Annotated in this window: 16 protein-coding genes; 13 read left to right on the top strand and 3 right to left on the bottom strand. The window is 52.6% G+C overall.

Annotation, left to right across the window (positions count from 1 at the left end):
- Positions 1-97: 97 nt before the first annotated feature.
- The 12 genes from K7H08_RS06695 (at position 98) to K7H08_RS06640 (ending at position 10,050) form a co-directional block, all read left to right on the top strand.
- Positions 98-1,246, top strand: a complete 1,149-nt coding sequence (locus tag K7H08_RS06695; protein ID WP_231657520.1) for an MFS transporter — start codon at positions 98-100, stop codon at positions 1,244-1,246.
- Between the two features lie 30 nt (positions 1,247-1,276).
- A complete protein-coding gene (locus K7H08_RS06690) occupies positions 1,277-1,897 on the top strand; it encodes a hypothetical protein (RefSeq protein ID WP_231657519.1) in 621 nt (206 codons plus the stop codon).
- Between the two features lie 163 nt (positions 1,898-2,060).
- Positions 2,061-2,396 (top strand): zinc ribbon domain-containing protein YjdM, encoded by a 336-nt coding sequence (locus K7H08_RS06685; protein ID WP_038477126.1) that lies wholly within the window; start codon positions 2,061-2,063, stop codon positions 2,394-2,396.
- Between the two features lie 281 nt (positions 2,397-2,677).
- The gene (locus K7H08_RS06680) at positions 2,678-4,102 is read left to right on the top strand and encodes a bifunctional diguanylate cyclase/phosphodiesterase (protein WP_231657518.1); all 1,425 of its coding nucleotides are present in this window, start codon (positions 2,678-2,680) and stop codon (positions 4,100-4,102) included.
- An 84-nt stretch (positions 4,103-4,186) separates the two neighbouring features.
- Positions 4,187-4,351 carry a hypothetical protein gene (locus K7H08_RS18490; RefSeq protein WP_269438844.1) on the top strand — a complete coding sequence of 55 codons (165 nt, stop codon included), beginning with the start codon at positions 4,187-4,189 and terminating at the stop codon, positions 4,349-4,351.
- A gap of 99 nt (positions 4,352-4,450) precedes the next feature.
- A complete protein-coding gene (locus K7H08_RS06670) occupies positions 4,451-4,759 on the top strand; it encodes a nucleotidyltransferase family protein (RefSeq protein WP_269438833.1) in 309 nt (102 codons plus the stop codon).
- 81 nt (positions 4,760-4,840) lie between these two features.
- Positions 4,841-5,539 (top strand): esterase/lipase family protein, encoded by a 699-nt coding sequence (locus K7H08_RS06665; RefSeq protein WP_231657516.1) that lies wholly within the window; start codon positions 4,841-4,843, stop codon positions 5,537-5,539.
- Positions 5,540-6,001: 462 nt separating this feature from the next.
- Positions 6,002-7,051 carry a DUF2235 domain-containing protein gene (locus K7H08_RS06660; protein WP_231657515.1) on the top strand — a complete coding sequence of 350 codons (1,050 nt, stop codon included), beginning with the start codon at positions 6,002-6,004 and terminating at the stop codon, positions 7,049-7,051.
- 146 nt (positions 7,052-7,197) lie between these two features.
- The gene (locus tag K7H08_RS06655) at positions 7,198-7,566 is read left to right on the top strand and encodes a DUF427 domain-containing protein (RefSeq protein ID WP_231657514.1); all 369 of its coding nucleotides are present in this window, start codon (positions 7,198-7,200) and stop codon (positions 7,564-7,566) included.
- A gap of 140 nt (positions 7,567-7,706) precedes the next feature.
- Positions 7,707-8,507: a hypothetical protein gene (locus K7H08_RS06650; RefSeq protein ID WP_231657513.1), complete on the top strand. Its 801-nt coding sequence runs from the start codon at positions 7,707-7,709 to the stop codon at positions 8,505-8,507.
- A 123-nt stretch (positions 8,508-8,630) separates the two neighbouring features.
- Positions 8,631-9,518, top strand: a complete 888-nt coding sequence (locus tag K7H08_RS06645; protein ID WP_231657512.1) for a hypothetical protein — start codon at positions 8,631-8,633, stop codon at positions 9,516-9,518.
- A gap of 82 nt (positions 9,519-9,600) precedes the next feature.
- Positions 9,601-10,050, top strand: a complete 450-nt coding sequence (locus K7H08_RS06640; protein ID WP_231657511.1) for a hypothetical protein — start codon at positions 9,601-9,603, stop codon at positions 10,048-10,050.
- Between the two features lie 162 nt (positions 10,051-10,212).
- Here the strand turns inward: K7H08_RS06640 and recD are convergent, their stop codons facing one another.
- Entirely contained in the window at positions 10,213-12,627 is a 2,415-nt protein-coding gene (gene recD, locus K7H08_RS06635) for an exodeoxyribonuclease V subunit alpha (protein ID WP_231657510.1), read from the bottom strand.
- Positions 12,624-16,463, bottom strand: coding sequence for an exodeoxyribonuclease V subunit beta (recB, locus tag K7H08_RS06630; protein WP_231657509.1), 3,840 nt, complete (start codon positions 16,461-16,463; stop codon positions 12,624-12,626). Before recB ends, recD begins: the two co-directional genes overlap by 4 nt.
- Before the next feature lie 145 nt (positions 16,464-16,608).
- On the opposite strand from recB, the gene pncB reads away from it, so the two are divergent.
- A complete protein-coding gene (gene pncB / locus K7H08_RS06625) occupies positions 16,609-17,790 on the top strand; it encodes a nicotinate phosphoribosyltransferase (protein ID WP_231657508.1) in 1,182 nt (393 codons plus the stop codon).
- Between the two features lie 17 nt (positions 17,791-17,807).
- Here pncB and K7H08_RS06620 read toward each other — a convergent pair whose 3' ends face one another.
- The gene (locus K7H08_RS06620; protein ID WP_231657507.1) at positions 17,808-18,296 is read right to left on the bottom strand and encodes a DUF2938 domain-containing protein; all 489 of its coding nucleotides are present in this window, start codon (positions 18,294-18,296) and stop codon (positions 17,808-17,810) included.
- Positions 18,297-18,316 lie beyond the last annotated feature (20 nt).

Below are 18,316 nucleotides of genomic sequence, written 5' to 3'. Positions count from 1 at the left end.
CACTCTGTCGAAACAGCTATCACTGAGATAGCGATTCCGACCTTCATTCGAGCCTTGAGCGTACGTATGGTAATGCCTGTCTAAACAGGAATAAGCCATGCGTACGGCCTTAATAATTGGATCGCTCGGCGCTTTTTTTAATTTGTACCAGCTTCAGGCGCTGTTTCCAGCGTTAGTAGAGCGGTTCGGAACAACAGCCACTGGCGCTGGCTGGTTAACGATGGCCTCGTTGCTAGGAATGATGGTTACCGCGCCACTAACCGGCGCTGTAACAAAACATGCCAACCCTTCGCACTTATTAGTCGTTGGCTTTTTCGCATTGGCCGCGATTAACGCTTCAATGGCATTGACGACTAGCCAAGACGTGCTTTTTGTACTGCGGCTATGCCAAGGCATTGTCATTCCCTTCCTATTAACCGCGACGATGAATTTGGTCTCTCAGCGACCAAGCAGTTTTGTGCCGCTGTACGTGACCGGCACCATAGTTGGCAGCACACTCAGCCGGTTTTATCCTGCTTGGTCGGTTGGTGCCATGGGTTGGGAACTGGGGTTCTTAAGCTCTGCATGCCTAATGGTGCTATCGGCGGTGGCGGTTTATCTTCTTCCGAAAATTACTTATCCGAAAACAACTGGCGCTGAACCAATGCAGCGTACTGAACGGCATCAAACGTTGGTGGCATATACAAGGCGCGCGCTGACTGACAATACGCTGCTCATTGCCTATCTCGCGGGTTTTGCACTGCTCTTCACGCAAAGCGCGGTGTTTACGGCACTGGGTCTATGGCTTGCCCAAGAACCTTATTATTGGGATTCACAGCAGATCGGCACGATCTATCTGGCGTGTCTGCCCGCACTTTTCTGCGTGCTAACTGCCAGCGTATTGCGGCGCTACCTAAGCGAAGTAGCGATTGCCATATCACTCATAGCGTTGATTTGGGCAGCGCTGTGGCTGATTAGCACAACACGCATGTCTATCATGCTGAGCGTTGCGCTGTTTGCCATAGGAACCTATCTGTTCCAAACAGTGATGACCCAGTTATTAAGCAGCACGCGCCGCGTACCCGCCGGTGTTGCCGCTGGCATCTATCTCTCTTGCTACTATTTAGGCGGCGCAATGGGCGCAAGCCTTGCGGCGTATGCCTTTGCGATATGGGCCTGGAAAGGGGTAATTGCCTGTATAGCGATAGCTCAGACAATTATCTTTTGCCTAGTGATGGGGGCTCGGCATTGTGCCAAGGAGCGGTGAGCGAAAATCTTCTTAATCTTGATGGGCGCCATGCTCTCTGGGGCGGATTGCCTGATTCTTGATGAGCCAAACAACCATCTCGATCGACCAAATCGGCAGGCACTCATCGAACAGCTGCAGCGCTGGCCGCGTGGGCCAATAGTGGCCAGCCATGACCGGCAACTGCTGGAGGCCATGGAACGTATTGTGGAACTGTCGCCCTTAGAGCTGCACAGCTACGGCGGCAACTACACGTTCTATGCTCAAGCAAAGGCGCACGAGCAGCAGGCTGCCCTTGATCAGCTCAGCCAGCAAAAGCTCGAACGCCAACGCGAAGAGCGCGCGATGCGCAAGCAGCATGAACGTCAGGAGAAACGACAGGCTCGCGGCAATCGGCTGGGCAAGGAAGCCAACCAGACTAAGATTCTGTTAGAGCGCCTGAAAGGAGCGCTGGCTTGCATCCTCTACGCCGATTCCCCACCGCAACTATTGCTCCTTGACGAGCCGAATAACCACCTTGATTTGCCTTCAGCACAAGCACTGGAAACCATGCTGCGCAGTTACCAAGGCGCGTTAGTGGTGGTATCCCACGACGATACCTTTCTGGAAAACCTAGCCCTGACAGACCGCCTGCTAGCAACCGAACAAGGCTGGCATCTGGAGCCGATTTGATCGTACTGCACCTCCTACCACATGCCCCGTAGGAGGTGGCTTTAGCCCGCGACGATTCAAACACTGAGCCATCAACAGGCACCGCTTACCCTGAACCTGCCTGGATGCATTCGCCAAGGCTCAGTATCATAAGCAGCCAACCAAATCACAGAAGTCACCTTCCATGTCATGCCCACCTTGCCCCAATTGCCAATCTGAATTCGTCTACCAGGATCAAAGCCTGTTCATCTGCCCAGAGTGCGCCCACGAATGGAACCCTTCCGAGGTTGAAGCGGAAGACACCGTCACGGTGAAAGATGCCAATGGCACCTTGCTTGCTGAAGGCGATAAGGTAACGCTTATCAAAGACCTCAAGGTCAAAGGCAGCTCAATCGTGCTTAAGATTGGCACCAAGGCCGTGATCAAGCGGCTTAAGGAAGGCAAAGACCACCAGCTCGACTGCAAGGTCGATGGCGCTGGCGATATGATGGTCACCGCCCAATTTGTCAAAAAAGCCTGAGTCACCTTCACTCACCTAGAGAGCCATCATGGAGGTCAGACTCAACACTTAAGAACAGACCATAAAAGGGATTGTGGAACGGCGATCCATGGGGAGCCATTTAAAATGCGATGCGATATGAGGTGTCAGGTGTTTGAGTACATCGTAGAGTACAACAAACAACGGCGGCACTGTGCTAACGGGGCATGATTAGCCCATAGGCCTTCGAAGCCCGAATGATTGCTTAAAACAGTGTCAACTATTGCTGGATAAAGTCACATGGTTTCATGAAAGGTGTGTCTATGAAAGACGATAAGCTAGGAGAAACGACTAAAGCTTTGGTTGATGACGGCGACGTAAATTCGATTTCACCATCACTATTCACCGAAGTATTCGACGCTTTTGAAGAAGCTGTTGTCATTACCGACGCAAGTCGGCGTATTGTTTATGTGAATTCTGCGACAGAGCGGCTGTTTGGATACTCAAAGAACGAGCTGTATGGTGAAGAGACAAAAATACTTTACGCCGATGAAAACGATTTTTCCGAACAAGGTCGGAGACGCTTTAATACTTCTAGCAAAATAGCTGCGGAGAACTACAGAGTTGCCTATCGTCGCTCGGATGGAGAACAGTTTTTTGGCCTGACGACGGGGGCAGTTATGCGGGCTAAGGATGGGAAAGTAGCCGGGTTTATTGGCATTGTTCGTCCAGCTCGCTCAACAGATCAGTCTTTGGATACTCTACAAAAGATCCACAATATAACTTCAGATGTCGCGCTGAGCCATAGTAATAAAATAGAACTATTGCTTCGGGTTGGCCTGGACCACTTTGGTCTCGAAAAAGCTATTGTTTCTCGTATTGTGGGAAGCCAATACACCATCGACTACTGCGTTGATCTCAAAGGAGAGCTGGAACCATTAACAACGTTTGATTTATCGGGAACTTATTGTGTTCACACGTTGAGTGCGGGTAAGTCGGTCGGTTTTCATTTCGTGGCGAAAAGTAAAATACAAAATCATCCATGCTACGCAAACTTCAAACTGGAGTCGTATATTGGAGCTCCGATAAGATTGTCTGGTCAACTATATGGAACTATTAATTTTTCTAGCCCTTCTCCGGTTGAGCCATTTTGCAAGGATGACCATATTCTTATTACATTGCTCTCAGATACTGTTAGTTATCTCCTATATAAGAAGCAGTCTGAGGAGGAAATGAAACGCTTGGCTAGTGTTGATGGATTAACTGGGTTGCCAAATCGGCGCGCAACAATGGAGCGCCTGAATGAACTAGTAGATCAATCATCACGGTTTGGTAATAGTCTCAGTGTTCTTTCGATAGATATTGATCATTTCAAGAGCATTAATGATAAATGGGGGCATGCTGCAGGTGATCTAGCCTTGACCGAATTTGCTCGTTTGGCGTCAGAGGTAAAGCGCAAAACCGATTTTTGTGGCCGCATGGGGGGAGAAGAATTTGTCTTTTTCCTACCTGGTGCAAACTTGGAAGCCAGCCAGGAGTTGGGTAATAAACTGAGAAAGCGTTTAGCGGTTGCGCCTGTCGATTTTGGCAGCGGAGCGTCGACTACCCTAAGTATAAGTGTTGGGGTCGCCATGTTGGAAAATGGAGAGTCTCTTGAAAGCTTACTTGCTCGTGCTGATGAGGCTATGTACAAAGCCAAGCAAGAAGGTAGAGACCGTGTCTACCTTGCATCTCATACAATCAATTAAGATGCTCGCAAACTCGCGCTAATCCATGCAAAAGACCACTTGAGTAGCGCTACACTTTAGAGTCCGATCCTATGCGTAAGGAGATTGGACAGGAAGAAGCGTTTCAACGAAGAACAGATCATTGGCTTCGAAGCGGGGCTCCCCATCAAAGAGCTCTGCCGTCGGCATGGCTTCGCGAAGCAAGCTGCCAACTCGCCGCCAGGCGAGGAGGGTGGCACCGTCGAGATAGTGGATAATGTGACTCAATAAGCTCATACCCGAATGAATGAGTTAAAAGCCATCAATCGGCAAGTCTACAGCCCGAATAATCTGATCCCTGAAGTGGGATAGGGACGACAGCTTGAGCAGCTGATCGCGAGCGTCTTGGATTTCCCATGGTCGGTTAAAAACCAGGCGCGAATGCATAAGCGGAACTACGATAGACCCTACAAGCCAACTTCAGATGCTATGAGCTATTGGGTTGAAGTCGAAACGGCGCTCGGAGCTGCTTTGGACAACTCTGGAGACGTTATACTAATGTCACCTTTTGGTTTCGACTCTCTGTTTAATTATACTGTAACTATGAATTCCAAAAGGCCAAAGCCACAGGGTTTCAATGAGCGATTGACGACTAAGCGGTGGCTGCAAATTTGGCCAAGGTTAGTAGTAAATACCTAACCAGGAAGTTAAATTTGCTCCCTACGGCCGCCGGACGCTAGTTTCTCGCGCCATTTATAGCGCGCATCATGGATATTACGTATGAAGTTTATATTGTTAGCTTTCTTGCTGGTTTTCTCCAACAGTGTCCAAGCGTCATGCGTGATTCTCCTCCACGGCTTAGCACGAACACATGGCTCAATGGAGCCACTAGAGAATGCGCTGAAAGAAGAAGGCTTCTTGCCTATTAATGAAGGGTATCCATCAAGGGAATACTCAATTGAGCAGCTTGCAGAAATAGCGATAAGACCTGCCCTTGAAAAGTGCCCAAAGGGCGAAAAAGTCAATTTTGTGACTCATTCCCTTGGCGGAATTTTGGTAAGGCAGTATCTGAGCAGGCATGATATAGCCAACTTAAACCGTGTAGTGATGCTTGGCCCTCCAAACCAAGGCAGCGAAGTCGTCGATGAACTCCGGGATGTCCCTGGCTTCCACTTCATCAACGGTGATGCAGGTATGCAGCTTGGAACAGATGAGTTAAGCATTCCCAGTACCCTAGGTAAGGCTAACTTCGACGTGGGTATTATTGCCGGGACAAGCAGCATCAATTGGATACTGTCCTCGCTGATACCGGGCACAGATGATGGAAAGGTCTCGATAGAAAGCACGAAACTAGACGGCATGAATGACCATATCGAAATGCCTGTTACGCATCCTTTTATGATGAAGAACGATAGAGTCATCGCTCAAGTTGTTAACTATCTAAAAAATGGGAGTTTTGAGCATGATGACAATCCATAACAAGCACAGCAAGTAGAACATCGATAGACACTCTTTCGTGGGTTAGCCATTGACTGGCAAGACGCATCCGCAGCTCCGTGGCATAGCGCAGGGGCGGCATCAAATGTGTCGATGCTCTGAAATGACGTCTCCGCATCCGATAGAAGCTGATGCTTTCCACCTTGAGGTATAAACACAGCGCTCCCCGTTCCACGCCCAACCAGCTGTGCCTTTGATGCTACAGACCAACACCTCTTCGTTACTTCGGCATGGCTTGGTTTATCCAAAAGCCAGACAGCAAGAGCGCCCGCATCGGGGGCGCTGCTTCGAGTTGACTATCAACAGGTGACGGGATGAATTGTCGACTAACCTTCATTAAATAATGTGGAGGTCGCAGGTACGCGTTGGCCAAGAGCGCATCGTCTGCCCCTCATTTAGTGATCATGAGTACTGTTCAAAGGCGTGCATCATCATGGGGGCACCATGGCAAAACAAAAATTGATTCTGCTATTCGATGGCACCTGGAACGACCCTGAAGATCAAACCAGTGTTTATCGTATTACCCGGCTGCTCCATGATGACGATGACGGTATCAGGCAGCGGTTCTATTACGACCCCGGCGTAGGGACATCCAAATTTCAGCGCTTTTTTGGCGGAGCCTTCGGTTATGGGCTGAGCAAAAACCTACGGGAAGGCTATGACTGGCTGGCAAGGCATTACAGTGAAGGCGATGAAATCTGGATATTGGGATTCAGCCGCGGTGCCTACACCGCCAGAAGCCTGGTGGGGATGATTCGTAAATGCGGGCTAGTGCATGTCGTTACGCCAGGGCTGCTCGATAAGGCCGAACGTATTTATCGAGACCGTGATTGTCATCCCGATTCTGAGGTATGCACAGAGTTCAAGGAGCGCTTCAGTCGCCAGCCCAGGGTTCATTTCATTGGTGTGTGGGATACCGTTGGCGCACTAGGCGTGCCCGGAACCAACCTGTTCAAAAGCAAATACGATTGGCACGATACCGAGCTTTCCAGCATTGTCGATCATGCCTATCAAGCGGCCGCGCTGGACGAACACAGGTCGGCGTATAACGTATCGCTCTGGACGAGCAAGGATGGCAAACAGAAAACAGGCAATCGCAACGTAGAACAGCGCTGGTTTATCGGCGCCCACGCCAATGTCGGCGGCGGTTATGGCGCTGACGACACACTGGCCGACATACCGTTGAGCTGGATGTTAACCAAAGCGCAGCAGGCAGGCCTAAAAGTGGCCCCTTTCAATGTTGCAGAGGATGCTTGGAAAATGGCACCGAAAGATTCGTTTGCTGATTTTTTAAACGGGCTCTACGCCAAGTATGCACGTCTTAGATACAAGGGCGACGGCCGATTTTACCGGCAGTATGCGCAGGGCATGCAGGGGCTGCCTGCGGTGAATATTTCAGTCGATGAGAGTGTATGGAAGCGTTGGGCCGATACCACGTGTGAGTACCGGCCACGTACCTTGACCGATGCCCACCTTTCCCCGCCGGAGGAGTAGGCTGGGCGTCAGCGTGGAAGTGATGAATGACCTAGGTCATGAAGTGACCAATATCGACTAAAAACTAAGTGCTCAAAGTAGGCTAAATATAATTTAACTGCTAGGATCGAAGCATTAGAGCGAACAACGCCGCAGGGAACAACCTAATGCCAAATCCCCCACGCATTGAGCTTCACCCTATTAGCCAACGCGTGCAGGCGCATGTTGATGGCACGTTAATCGCCGACTCCACCAATACGCTTGAACTCCGCGAACGTGACTACCCGCTACGCCACTACTTCCCACGTGAAGACGTGCGGATGGACTTACTCACCGTTTCAGAAACCACCACGTATTGCCCGTTTAAAGGGCATACGATGTATTTTTCGTTGGGTGAAAGTCAGGATGTCGCTTGGAGCTATGAGCAGCCGATTGAAGGCATGGAAGCTATTGCGGGCAGGGTGGTTTTTTATAAGGAACTGAGCGGCTATGTCGGGAAATGCAGCAGGCGCGCGAATTTTGGATATATTGCCTAATTAAAATAAATGTTTTTAAGAATCATAGGTTTGGGAGAATCTGGCAGGCGGCATTTGCCGGGAAAAAGTGCCGGCACGTTCATTCAATCATAGAGTGCGCCGTCTAATACACTGTTAGCCATTTAAAGGATTATGCATTCATGCAAGGCTCTAAAGAAGTTCTAGAATTACTTAGTAAATTAAAAGATACACGCTTAAATTTGGCTATTTTTATAGTGTCTAATTTAGTTCTTGCTTTAATAAAATTGGATTTAATTACATTGAACCATGTTTCTGAAGCGGTGCTTCAAGGTTTAGTTTTTGTTACCAGTATTCGGTTAGTTTATGCGGTTATTGGAGCGGCTTTAGATGTTTTAAATAATAAAAAGGATTTAAAAAACAAGGAAGCTGAAGCAGTATTAAAGCTAGAGCAAGAAAAAATAGCTGAAACTCAAGCTAAAGAAAAAATGTTAGCTAATTTTAGAAAATTAGATATATTTCAACTTTATGTAATCCAAGAGCTTAAAAGGCAGAATCATATAAGCATCCCTAAGGGAGCACCTTTGTTTACGTTAAAGAGTATGAATATTATCTACACTCCTGCTGTTGGTGAAAGGTCCGAATCAGCCTCCTTAACTAACACAGCAAATGAATTATTAACTACAATGGTTTGGGGTGAATTTGATGATTTAAAATATAGTGCAGCAAAACGTTTTTTTACTGGTCTTCAGCCAGGAGAAGTAAAATGTTTTATTGAGTTCCTAAAACAAGATGATATCAAAACCACTTTTAATTACCATGGTAATACAAAGTATTATGATAACTACTACGTATTTAAAAAATATGCGGATACTACTTTATTCTCACAGCCTCGCCGAGGCACGGTGTATACAATAGATCCAATCTCTAAAAATGTCATTTTCAGTATTTATGGAGAAGAGAGAGCAGCAGTAAATGGCTAACAAGTCGTTTAAAAGGGCAAAAAACAGTTGGCTTTTGCTCCTTCGTCGCTAATTTTAGCCAACAATTTTTTGCCTCTTAACGAGGTGTTAGGGCATCTGAGCGTAATTTAGGGAAATGATAAGATGAGTCTAGAAATTATAATTGGAATGACGGTAAGCATTGCTTCCATAATTGCTGTCTTATTTATAACTAGATTCCTCCAAAAGGGACGAGTAGAGTCCTCTCTAACTAGAAAGGAGGTAGAGTATCTAAAGGAAGAGTTAAGAGAAGCACAGAAATATAGCGATAGCCGACCTAAAGACCTTATCAATTTGGTTAACTCGCTTAAAAATGAAGTTCATAGCATAAAAAATGAACTTTCACATCTGAATGATGAACAACGACAAGAGATTGTTCTCCACCTCAAAGAAAGCTTAACAAAAACAACCGCTGAAGATGTTCTTGATTCAATAAAAAAACAAATCTCTGAAGAGTTAAGCGCCAAACAGCGCTCATCAATGGTTGAGTCTAATTTTGAAAATACCGTTAGTAGGCTTCGTGAGGAGCTCTTTTCTTTAACTAAAAGGAGTAACCTAAATTTGGCCATAGGAATTGTTACAACCATTATAGGTTTGGCGCTCTTGGGTATGTTTGTTCTTACATCTCCCATTTCATTCGAAGAGCCAATTGATTTCATAGAAAATTTTGTACCAAGGCTATCACTGGTTGCCTTTATAGAAATTTTTGCCTACTTTTTCCTACGTTTGTATAAAGACACCTTGGCTGAGATAAAGTACTTTCAAAATGAAATAACAAATATTGAATCCAAGCATCTAGCTGTGGCTTTAGCGTTGGCAAATGATTCTTCAGATGGGGTTGCTTGCGCCATTGAGCAGCTATCAAAAACTGAAAGAAATCACATTCTTAATAAAGGCCAAACAACAGTAGAGATTGAGAAGGCTAGGACTGAACAGCAATTAACAAACTCTGTGATGGAAAAGGTTTCTTCACTCTTCTCCAAAAAGCCCTAACAAGGTTGTCAACGCGGATTGCCAAACCGCTGCGCGTTTTATCAACCGGTTACAACGGCGTTAGACCGACGCAGGAGGATCAATGCAGGGAAAGGATGCAAGGCTCGCAGAGATTTGGCGCAAAGCCAATCCACCTGTGATCTTCAAAAGAAAGTCGGGAGAGCCTCTTCTTGTGCGATTGTGCTTTAGCTCAAATAACTTCGACATCGTGCGTGGCGACAAAAATCACAAGCCGAAGTGGAATGAGAAATTCAAATGCTGGGAGACTCCAGTCGCTTGGTATGACGACCTCGCAAGGCGTTTGCTCAGCCGTTTTGGTGGTGTATATCTGATTCAACTTTATCGCGAACAACAAAAGTGTGCCCCTGCTTGCTGGAATGCCTCTGGCCTACACTGTGAGTGTTCATGCATGGGGGCAAACCATGGGTCAGGACATCCTGGTGGGAACTGGCATGAGGTCAGCGAAACATTTGCTTTCGACTGGGGTGAAAAAAAGTATGCCAGCCGTTTGCTGCTACCAAAATCGACGTGAGCGCTGGCCTAACAATCGGCAGTATGGTGACCGCTTTTCCGCCGCTCTGCGACTGCAAATCGACACGTGTGCCGAGCGTTATATCAGCACTCCCTCAAAGACCGCTCATGGCCGAAGACCGCCACCACCAGCCCCACTAATGTCGGTTTTGATTACAACCTTCTACATCCCACTCACCCTCATCACTTCCCTAGTAACCGCCTCATTCAACACTCCGCGCTTGGCTTCCACTAGCGTGAGCCAGTCGCGGGCGCGGGTGATGCCGGTGTAGACCAGCTCGCGGGTGAGAATCGGGTTGATGGTGGGCGGTAGCAGTAGGGCGGTGTGCAGGAACTCCGAGCCTTGGGATTTGTGTACCGTCATCGCGAATACGGTTTCTACCGAATGCAAGCGGGAGGGTAGTACCCAGCGGATGGGATTATCGGCATCGCTCGTGGCATTTGATGAAGGAAAGGCCACTCTCAACAGTTTCTGTTGCGGATTGCGCGGATCCGGCACGGCCAGGGTGATGCCGATATCGCCGTTCATCAGTTTTAGGCCGTAGTCGTTTTGGGTGACCAGTACTGGGCGGCCTTCATACCAGCCTTTCTCCAACGTGTAATCACTGCCAAACAGCAGCTTTTCGCTGCGTAGGGTTTTGGCGATATGCAGGTTTAAGCCTTCTACCCCCCAGGGGCCTTTGCGCAGCGCGCATAGCAGTTGAAAGTGGCTGTAGGCACTTAGCACCTCTGCGGCCCAGGCGTTATAGGCCGCTGGGTTGTCCTCAAACGATTCCCCACGCGGGCGCTGTGCGTTCAGCACCTTTAGGTAATGGCGATAGCCGGTGGGCGGGGCGATGGGTTCATATTTATGGTTGGTGCGGCCTTCACCGCCATTGAGAAACTTATCCGCGCTGCCGTGAATGACCAGCTTATCCAGCGCGGTGTCCTCTGCAAGCGTTAGGTAGTGCAGGTCTGGGTAGCCATGGCGCAGCACTGCGTTAACTGCCTGCTGTTTTTCCCGGTCAGTTTGGGCATGGCTGGGCTGGTTAATCGCCTGGGCCAACTGGCCGATGCCGCTGTGTTCGTTAAAGCGGTGGCTTACCCGCAGCATGGTAATGGCTTGGTCGAGCGGCTGACCTTCAGCATCCAGGTACTCTGGCGGCAGCGGCTGGCCGGTGGCGCTTTCCAGCCATTGGGCGGTTTCTGGGGTGTAGTGGGCGGCCTCGGCACGGCGGCATAAATCGCCGAGTACCGAGCCAGCTTCTACCGATGCCAACTGGTCTTTATCCCCCAGCAGCACGCACTGGGCATTGGCGGGCAGGGCACTCAGCACGGCGGCCATCATTTCGATATCCACCATGGAGGCTTCGTCGATCACCAGTACGTCCAGCGCCAGCGGGTTGGCGGCGCTATGGCGGAAGTGGCGGGTGTCGGGGCGGGCACCTAGTAAGCGGTGGAGTGTGGTGACTTCAGTGGGAATTGCTATTGCGCTTGATGATACTGTGTTGAAGCGCTCCTCAAACTGCTCATTTACAGGATGTAAACTCCGCGTTTTCGTCGCGCTTCGCCTTGTCTCATCTTCGCTCATAACGCAATTCGTTAAGAGTTTTTCTAACTGTGCCAATGGCAAACTGCTTACCTGCCCGGCGATGGATTCATTTAGGCGGGCGGCGGCTTTACCGGTGGGGGCGGCTAGGCGAATGCGCAGCGGTTGGCTGGGGGCGTTGGCCAGTTGCAGGGTTTGCAGCAGGGCGAGCAGGCGCACCACGGTGGTGGTTTTGCCGGTGCCGGGGCCGCCGGTAATAATGCCGAAGCGGCTGCGGGCGGCCAGCGCACAGGCGGTTTTTTGCCAGTCGAGGTTGCCGCTTGGCTTGAACAGAATGTTCAGGGCCTGGGGGAGAAGGCCAGGGTGACTATCGTCACCCATCGCCCAATAAATTGGCCTCCTACAACGGTTATAAGTTGCCGTCGTGGCGTTATCATTCATCGCCTGTGTGTGTGTGGTGTTTTCATCTTCTAGGCGGCTGGCGATTTGCTGGTGCAGGGTTTGCTCGTACTGCCAGTAGCGGCGTAGGTAGAGCCGCGTGTGGCTCTTATCACCGGCGCCTGAGTGAGTCGTTACTACCACCAGCGGTGTATTGCCAGGGCCTTCGCTGGTGAGCAGTGGGTGATGCAGCGCGGCTTGCCATTCGCTTAGCGTGAGCGTTGCTAGCACATCGCTGGGCAGCGGTGGCGGGTCGGTTAAGTCATCCCCTTCGGGCGGTAGCGAGAGGGCGAAATCCGGTGCGTTAAGCGTGGCGTTTAAATCCAGACACACATGCCCTCGGCCTAGCTGGTGGCTGGCCAGGGCGGCGGCTAACAGCAGCAGCGCGGGGGCATCCGCTGCTTCGGCCGCTAAAAAGCGCACCAGAGCGCGGTCTAAATCACGCAGCCAGCCCCTGGCTACCCAGCGCTCACATAGGGTTAGCAATTCAGCGGTATCGCTTAACGCAGGGTGAGCGCTCACTGGCGCGGGGGCCATTGAGGGCTGGGCATCCTGTGTTTCAACGGCATCGCCAAACAGGTCGAAGGTGTGGGTGTCTTTGGGCTTACTCATACCGTCGCTTCCTGTGCGGGGCTTGAAAACGATGCGCCTGCAAACAGGCTATCCAGTGCTTCGATCAGTTCAACCGGGGCGGGCTCGGAAAACACCCCGCGCCCTGGGCTGCGGCTGCCGCGCAGAAATACCGTCATCGAACCGCCTAGGTGCTGGTGCGGGTCGTAGTCGGGCAAGCGCGCTTTTAGCAGCCGATGCATAGCCAGCAGGTAAAGCGCGGCCTGGAGGTCGTAGCGCTTGGCCAGCAGCGCATGGCGCAGGGCTTCCGGTTCGTAATCGCTGTCATTCGGCCCTAAATAGTTCGATTTCCAGTCCAGTACGTAAAAGCGCCCTTGGTGCTCGAAGGCTAAATCGATAAAGCCTTTGAGCATGCCGTTTAGGGTATCGGCATCCAGCGCTGGGCGCTCAACCCCTGGCAGTAAGTGCTTGCTTACCAGGGCATCAATCGCTTGGGTGTTGACCCGCTTGGCGGCTAGCCAGAACTCTAGCTCTACTTGGTAGCTGGTGAGTTCAGTGAGCGCGACGCTTTGTTGATTCGGCGCGGCCAGCGGTAACGGTGTGGTGAGCAGCGCTGAAAGCCAGCCAGCCAGCGGTTCCTGCCATGTTTGCCAGCCGCGTAGCTGCACGCGCCGCCATAGCATGTCGTTGAGTGAATCTTGATCGTTAGCAGCGGCTGCAAACCCTTGCCTGCCTGCCCATTCCAATAGCCCGTGCAGGAAAGTGCCCGGCCCTGGCCCCCTGGGAAATTTATGCAGGTGGAAAGTGTCTGCGCTCGCCCATTCGTTGTTAATCGTTCGCTCGAAATGCTCATTTAACCCCTCGTAAACTCCGCTTTCTCGCGAAAGATTGCCTAGACTGGCCTTCGCTCGAAGACTTTCCATGTCATCAGGCATGAGCGAAATATCTTGTGGTTCATCCAGTACTTCAAATGTTGTGGCTTCCTGGGCGGTGGTGGGTTCCAGTGGCGTGGCCGTGGGGGCAGTGAGCGTGCCGGAAAGGCGCAGCGCCGAGTAGCTGGCAATCCACCAGTGTTCCTTGGCTGGGCGCGTGGGCGTGCGGGCGTGGCCAAGCGCGGCGTTTTGTTCGGCGCTTTGTGCAGAGAGGGCAAGGCGCTGGGCCGTGGGTGCCGGTGGCTCGCTGACAACAATCTCGCTGCCTTGTGCCAGCGCTTCCAGCGCGCTGGTTAGCTCTGCCGGTGCAATGGTTTTTCCGCCGCTAATCAGGTAGCCGAGGGCGCTATTTTCCAACCCTTGCAGCGAGGCTAGCCCCAGCCAAGTCGCGTGGCGGGCGCGGGTAAGCGCTACATAAAGCTTGCGCAGGTCTTCTCCTAGGCGTTCGCGATCGGCGGTGGCCAGCGTTTCTTCATCGGCGCTTAGGCTGAGCTGAAGGTTGCCGTGGGCGTCGTGCCAGCGCAGCGGTATGTCTTTATCGCTCACCGGGCGGTGGTTGGCGATAAACGGCAGAAATACCAGCGGGTACTCAAGGCCTTTGGATTTGTGGATGGTGACCACTTTGACCAAATCCGCGTCGCTTTCCAGGCGCAGCTTGTGGCTGTCGCCGTGGCTTTCCGGGTCGGCAATGGCTTCATACAGAAAGCGAATCAGCGCGTGTTCGCCATCCAGTTCTGCGCTGGCTTGCTGCAGCAATTCGCCCAAGTGCAGCAGGTCGGTGAGCAAGCGCTCACCCTCTTCGAATTCCCCCAGTAGGCGGGCGGGAATATCGAAATCCACCATCATACGGCGTACCAGCGGCAGCACACCTTGGCTCTGCCATAGGCGATGATAGTGGCTGAATTGCTCCACCCGCGCTTCCCAGGCCAGTTCGTTTTGTTGCAGGTGATCAAGGTCGGCCAAACTGAGCCCCAGCACTGGCGTCGCCAAAGCGGCGCGCAGATGGGCTTCGGCTTGGCGAGAGCTGGCCAGTGGCTCAGCGCTGGCGCGCAGCCAGCGTTCTACCTGCTTCGCCATGGGCGAGCTGAACACCTTGTCGTGGTCGGAAAGGTAGACACTCTTCACCCCACGGCTGGCCAGCGCTAGGCGAATGGCGCGGGCTTCCTGCAGGCCGTTGACCAGCACTGCCATATCGGAAGGTTTTAGCGGGCTTAGGCCATCGCCTTTTTGGAAGCCGCTTTGGCCTTGTTTATTGCCACTTTGAGCTGCCGCGAGCAGTTCCACCATATAAGAGGCGCAGCGTTCGGCCATTTCGGTTTGGTAGGCGGTTTTGGAAAGTGGCTCTTCGCTTGTTAACGGCCACAGCGTCATGGCGGATAGCGGTTGGCCTTGGTGAACCAACTGTTCGTCGCGGCCTTTGGCGGCTACTGATAAGAACGGCAGCGGGTTCTCACCGCCTTCTTCGCGAAATAGAAACGCCCCAGCCGGGTGCTGATCGGCGTAGTGGAAGCAGTGATTGACGGCTTCCACCATGGCGCGGCTGGAACGGAAGTTGGTGCCCAGCGTGACGTGGCGGCCTGCGGTGTCTTGGCGGGCCTGCAGGTAGGTGAAGATATCCGCGCCGCGAAAGGCGTAGATGGCCTGCTTGGGGTCGCCGATCAGTAGCATAGCGGCGTCGCGGCGGGGGTTAGCGACGTCATAGACCGCGTTAAAAATGCGGTACTGAATCGGGTCGGTATCCTGGAACTCGTCAATCAGCGCGACGGGGAACTGGCGCAGAATCTGCGCGGCCAGGGCATCTTTGTTAGGGCCTTGCAGGGCGCGGTCTAAATGGGTGAGCAGGTCGTTGGGACCCATTTCAGCACGGCGTTCCTGCTCGCGCTCCATACGTAGTTTGCACCACTGCACGGCGTGAATCAGCAGATCGTTGCGCGGTTCGGGTAAGGCGTTGAGGGCGGCGGGCATGTCTGCCAGCGCTTCCCAGGCGGCTAGGCAGGGTGGCGCACCGTCTTTCCATATCTCGGTCATGCCGTCTGGGGTCAGGCGTTTCCAGGCGGCGGGGGTGAGCGTGGGTCGCTCAAGGTCGCTCTCGCACCATTCGCGCAGTGCGCCAAGCCAGCTGGCGCGGCTTTTGGCGTTGAAGCTTTGGCCTTTGAAGGCTTTACGTTTAGCGGCCTCTTCCAGTGCGGGCACCAGTTCATCTAGCCAAGCGGGCCAGGGAGCTTTTAACGTGCCTAATGTGGCGCTTCGTTCGGCTTCGGCTGCGCTTAATGTGTCGGCTGGCGCGGGGCGCTGGCTGCCCAGAACGTCGCTTTCGTGGAGCAGTTTGCGTACATCTTCGTGGAGTTTATCCGGCGATTTCCAGTAGCGGGTAATGCTGCCCAGGGCGTCGGCATCCAGTGGGTAATAGAAGGTGCGCCAGTAGTCGCGCACCACTTCTTGCTCCAGTTCGCGCTGGTCGTTTTCTAGGTTGAGCGAGAACAGACTGCCGCTGTCGAAGGCGTGTTCGCGCAGCATGCGGTAGCACCAGCTGTGTATGGTGGAAACCGCGGCTTCGTCCATCCATTCGGCCGCTAGCTCCAGGCGGCGGGCGCAGGCGGGCCAAGTGGCCTCGGGGTATTGCTCGCGGAGTTGGAGGAGCAACGGGTCGTCTGAAGGCTCGGAAGCAGGGGCCTTGCGAAAAACACCAGCGGCTTCTACCAGCCGGTGGCGGATACGTTCGCGCAGTTCCTGGGTGGCGGCATTGGTGAAGGTGACTACCAGAATTTCCGGCGGGGTGAGCGGGCGCACAAAGGCGCTGTCGTCTTCGCTGTGCTGCCCGCCCAGCACTAGGCGCACGTAGAGCAGCGCGATGGTGAAGGTTTTGCCCGTGCCCGCGCTGGCTTCAATCAGGCGGCTGCCGTGAAGCGGTAGCGTAAGTGGGTTAAGCGGGGCGGGCTGACTCATCACGGGTCTCCGAAAGTAAAGCGCCCCAGCGCGGGGCCTAGACTGTATGAGTGCTTCGCCACCTGATAATCTTGTCGCCAAGCCACTCTTAGGACGCTCAGTTTACGCTACCAGCGGCTTCGGTTCACTCACACGAAGGGATCTCATGCTGACCTCGCTTCTGGACAATGACTTCTACAAGATCACGATGCAGAACGCCGTGATCAAACGCTTTCCCTATGCACATGCACGCTACGCATTTATCAATCGTGGCCAGCACGCGTTTCCTGAAGGCTTTGGTGCTGCGCTTCGTCATGAGGTCGATAAAATGGCGATGCTTCGCCTGACCGACCAGGAAAAGCGCTACCTGGAAGTTACCTGCCCTTATCTTGACCCGACCTATCTCGATTTTCTGGCCGGCTTCCGTTACGAACCCTCCGAGGTAATCATCGAGCAGCAGGGCAGTGAGCTTTCGGTGGTCATCGAGGGGCCTTGGTACCGCACGATTTTATGGGAAGTGCCGCTGATGGCGTTGATCAGCGAACTTTGGTATCGGCTACGTGGCGTCTCGGTGACCCATGATGACGATGCCCTGATCGAGCAACGCACCCAGGAGAAGATTGAGCTTTATCGCCGCTTAGGGCTGAAAATTGCCGAGTTCGGCACCCGGCGGCGTTTCTCCTTTGAGGTTCATGATCGAGTGGTGGAAGCGCTGCGCCACTACGGTGGTGAAGCCTTCAGCGGCACTAGCAATGTACTGCTGGCCATGCGCCACGACGTGAAGCCGATAGGCACCCACGCGCACGAGTGGTTTATGTTCCATGGTGCCCGCTTTGGCTTCAAAATGGCCAACAGTCTTGCCCTAGAGCACTGGGTGGATGTGTATCGTGGCGATCTGGGGATTGCCCTAACGGATACCTTCACATCATCCGCTTTCTTCGACAGCTTCGATAAAAAATTCGCCAAGCTGTTCGATGGCGTACGCCACGATAGCGGCGACCCGATTGAGTTTGCCTCCCAAACCATCGCTCACTATGAACGCCTGGGTATTAACCCGCTGAGCAAAACCATTATTTTTTCGGATGCCTTAACGCCGGAAAAAGTCGAGCGCATTCAAGCGTTTTGTCAGAACCGGATTGGGATGGCGTTTGGCATCGGCACCAACTTCACTAACGATGTAGGCGTTGAGCCGATGAATATGGTGATCAAAATGGTCGAGGCGCGCCCCGAAGGGCAGGGCTGGCTGCCGGTGATCAAGCTCTCCGATGTGCCGGATAAGCATACCGGCGACCCGGAGATGATTTCGTTAGCAAAACGGATACTCTCGTTAAGCGAGACGAGTATTTAAGCCGGTTTTATGCTGGCCTAAAGAACCCGCATCACTATGACGCCTGCCAGCCAGAGGCCAGCGCCAAAACTGGCATGCGCGAAAAGACTACGCAGCCTGGCGGTGGTTGGCTGCGGCGTCTTGCGGGCGGCAACCCCTGCGCCCATACCAGGCTGCAGGATTAGAAACGGCGCAATTACCGTTATCACACCGAAGCCTAACGGCGGTATGAGTGTGGGGCGTGCCAGCCAGTTTGGCCCAACTAGCACTAAGAATATGATCGCGAAAGCGATGCCAATCAGGTAGTGCGCCAGCCACCCTAGCGCCATTTCTGCCTGAATCGGGGCGCTTTCACCAATCGGCCGGTGGATGAACCTGCCTTTCGGCAAGTGCCCTAGCCAACGCCCAACCATGGCGTAATTCAGCGAGGGAATACCCAGCAGCCGCTTCTGCAGCAGCGCGACTATGTCCATAAAAGCGGTTGCTCCTAGGCCGAGCAGTAGCGCATCGGTCAGCAGCCCATTCATTGCTGCGCTCCTGGCATTTT

This window comes from Halomonas sp. IOP_6, from assembly GCF_021151565.1.
GTDB lineage: Bacteria > Pseudomonadota > Gammaproteobacteria > Pseudomonadales > Halomonadaceae > Vreelandella > Vreelandella alkaliphila.
The sequence above is the reverse complement of the archived record's forward strand: the minus strand, read 5'-3'. Positions and strand labels throughout refer to the sequence as shown.

Bases quoted from the DNA above. Each gene is read 5' to 3' on its own strand.
- K7H08_RS06695 (WP_231657520.1), top strand. From the start codon at position 98: ATGCGTACGGCCTTAATAATTGGATCGCTCGGCGCTTTTTTTAATTTG.
- K7H08_RS06690 (WP_231657519.1), top strand. From the start codon at position 1,277: ATGCTCTCTGGGGCGGATTGCCTGATTCTTGATGAGCCAAACAACCAT.
- K7H08_RS06685 (WP_038477126.1), top strand. From the start codon at position 2,061: ATGTCATGCCCACCTTGCCCCAATTGCCAATCTGAATTCGTCTACCAG.
- K7H08_RS06680 (WP_231657518.1), top strand. From the start codon at position 2,678: ATGAAAGACGATAAGCTAGGAGAAACGACTAAAGCTTTGGTTGATGAC.
- K7H08_RS06665 (WP_231657516.1), top strand. From the start codon at position 4,841: ATGAAGTTTATATTGTTAGCTTTCTTGCTGGTTTTCTCCAACAGTGTC.
- K7H08_RS06660 (WP_231657515.1), top strand. From the start codon at position 6,002: ATGGCAAAACAAAAATTGATTCTGCTATTCGATGGCACCTGGAACGAC.
- K7H08_RS06655 (WP_231657514.1), top strand. From the start codon at position 7,198: ATGCCAAATCCCCCACGCATTGAGCTTCACCCTATTAGCCAACGCGTG.
- K7H08_RS06650 (WP_231657513.1), top strand. From the start codon at position 7,707: ATGCAAGGCTCTAAAGAAGTTCTAGAATTACTTAGTAAATTAAAAGAT.
- K7H08_RS06645 (WP_231657512.1), top strand. From the start codon at position 8,631: ATGAGTCTAGAAATTATAATTGGAATGACGGTAAGCATTGCTTCCATA.
- K7H08_RS06640 (WP_231657511.1), top strand. From the start codon at position 9,601: ATGCAGGGAAAGGATGCAAGGCTCGCAGAGATTTGGCGCAAAGCCAAT.
- recD (WP_231657510.1), bottom strand. From the start codon at position 12,627: ATGAGTAAGCCCAAAGACACCCACACCTTCGACCTGTTTGGCGATGCC.
- recB (WP_231657509.1), bottom strand. From the start codon at position 16,463: ATGAGTCAGCCCGCCCCGCTTAACCCACTTACGCTACCGCTTCACGGC.
- pncB (WP_231657508.1), top strand. From the start codon at position 16,609: ATGCTGACCTCGCTTCTGGACAATGACTTCTACAAGATCACGATGCAG.
- K7H08_RS06620 (WP_231657507.1), bottom strand. From the start codon at position 18,296: ATGAATGGGCTGCTGACCGATGCGCTACTGCTCGGCCTAGGAGCAACC.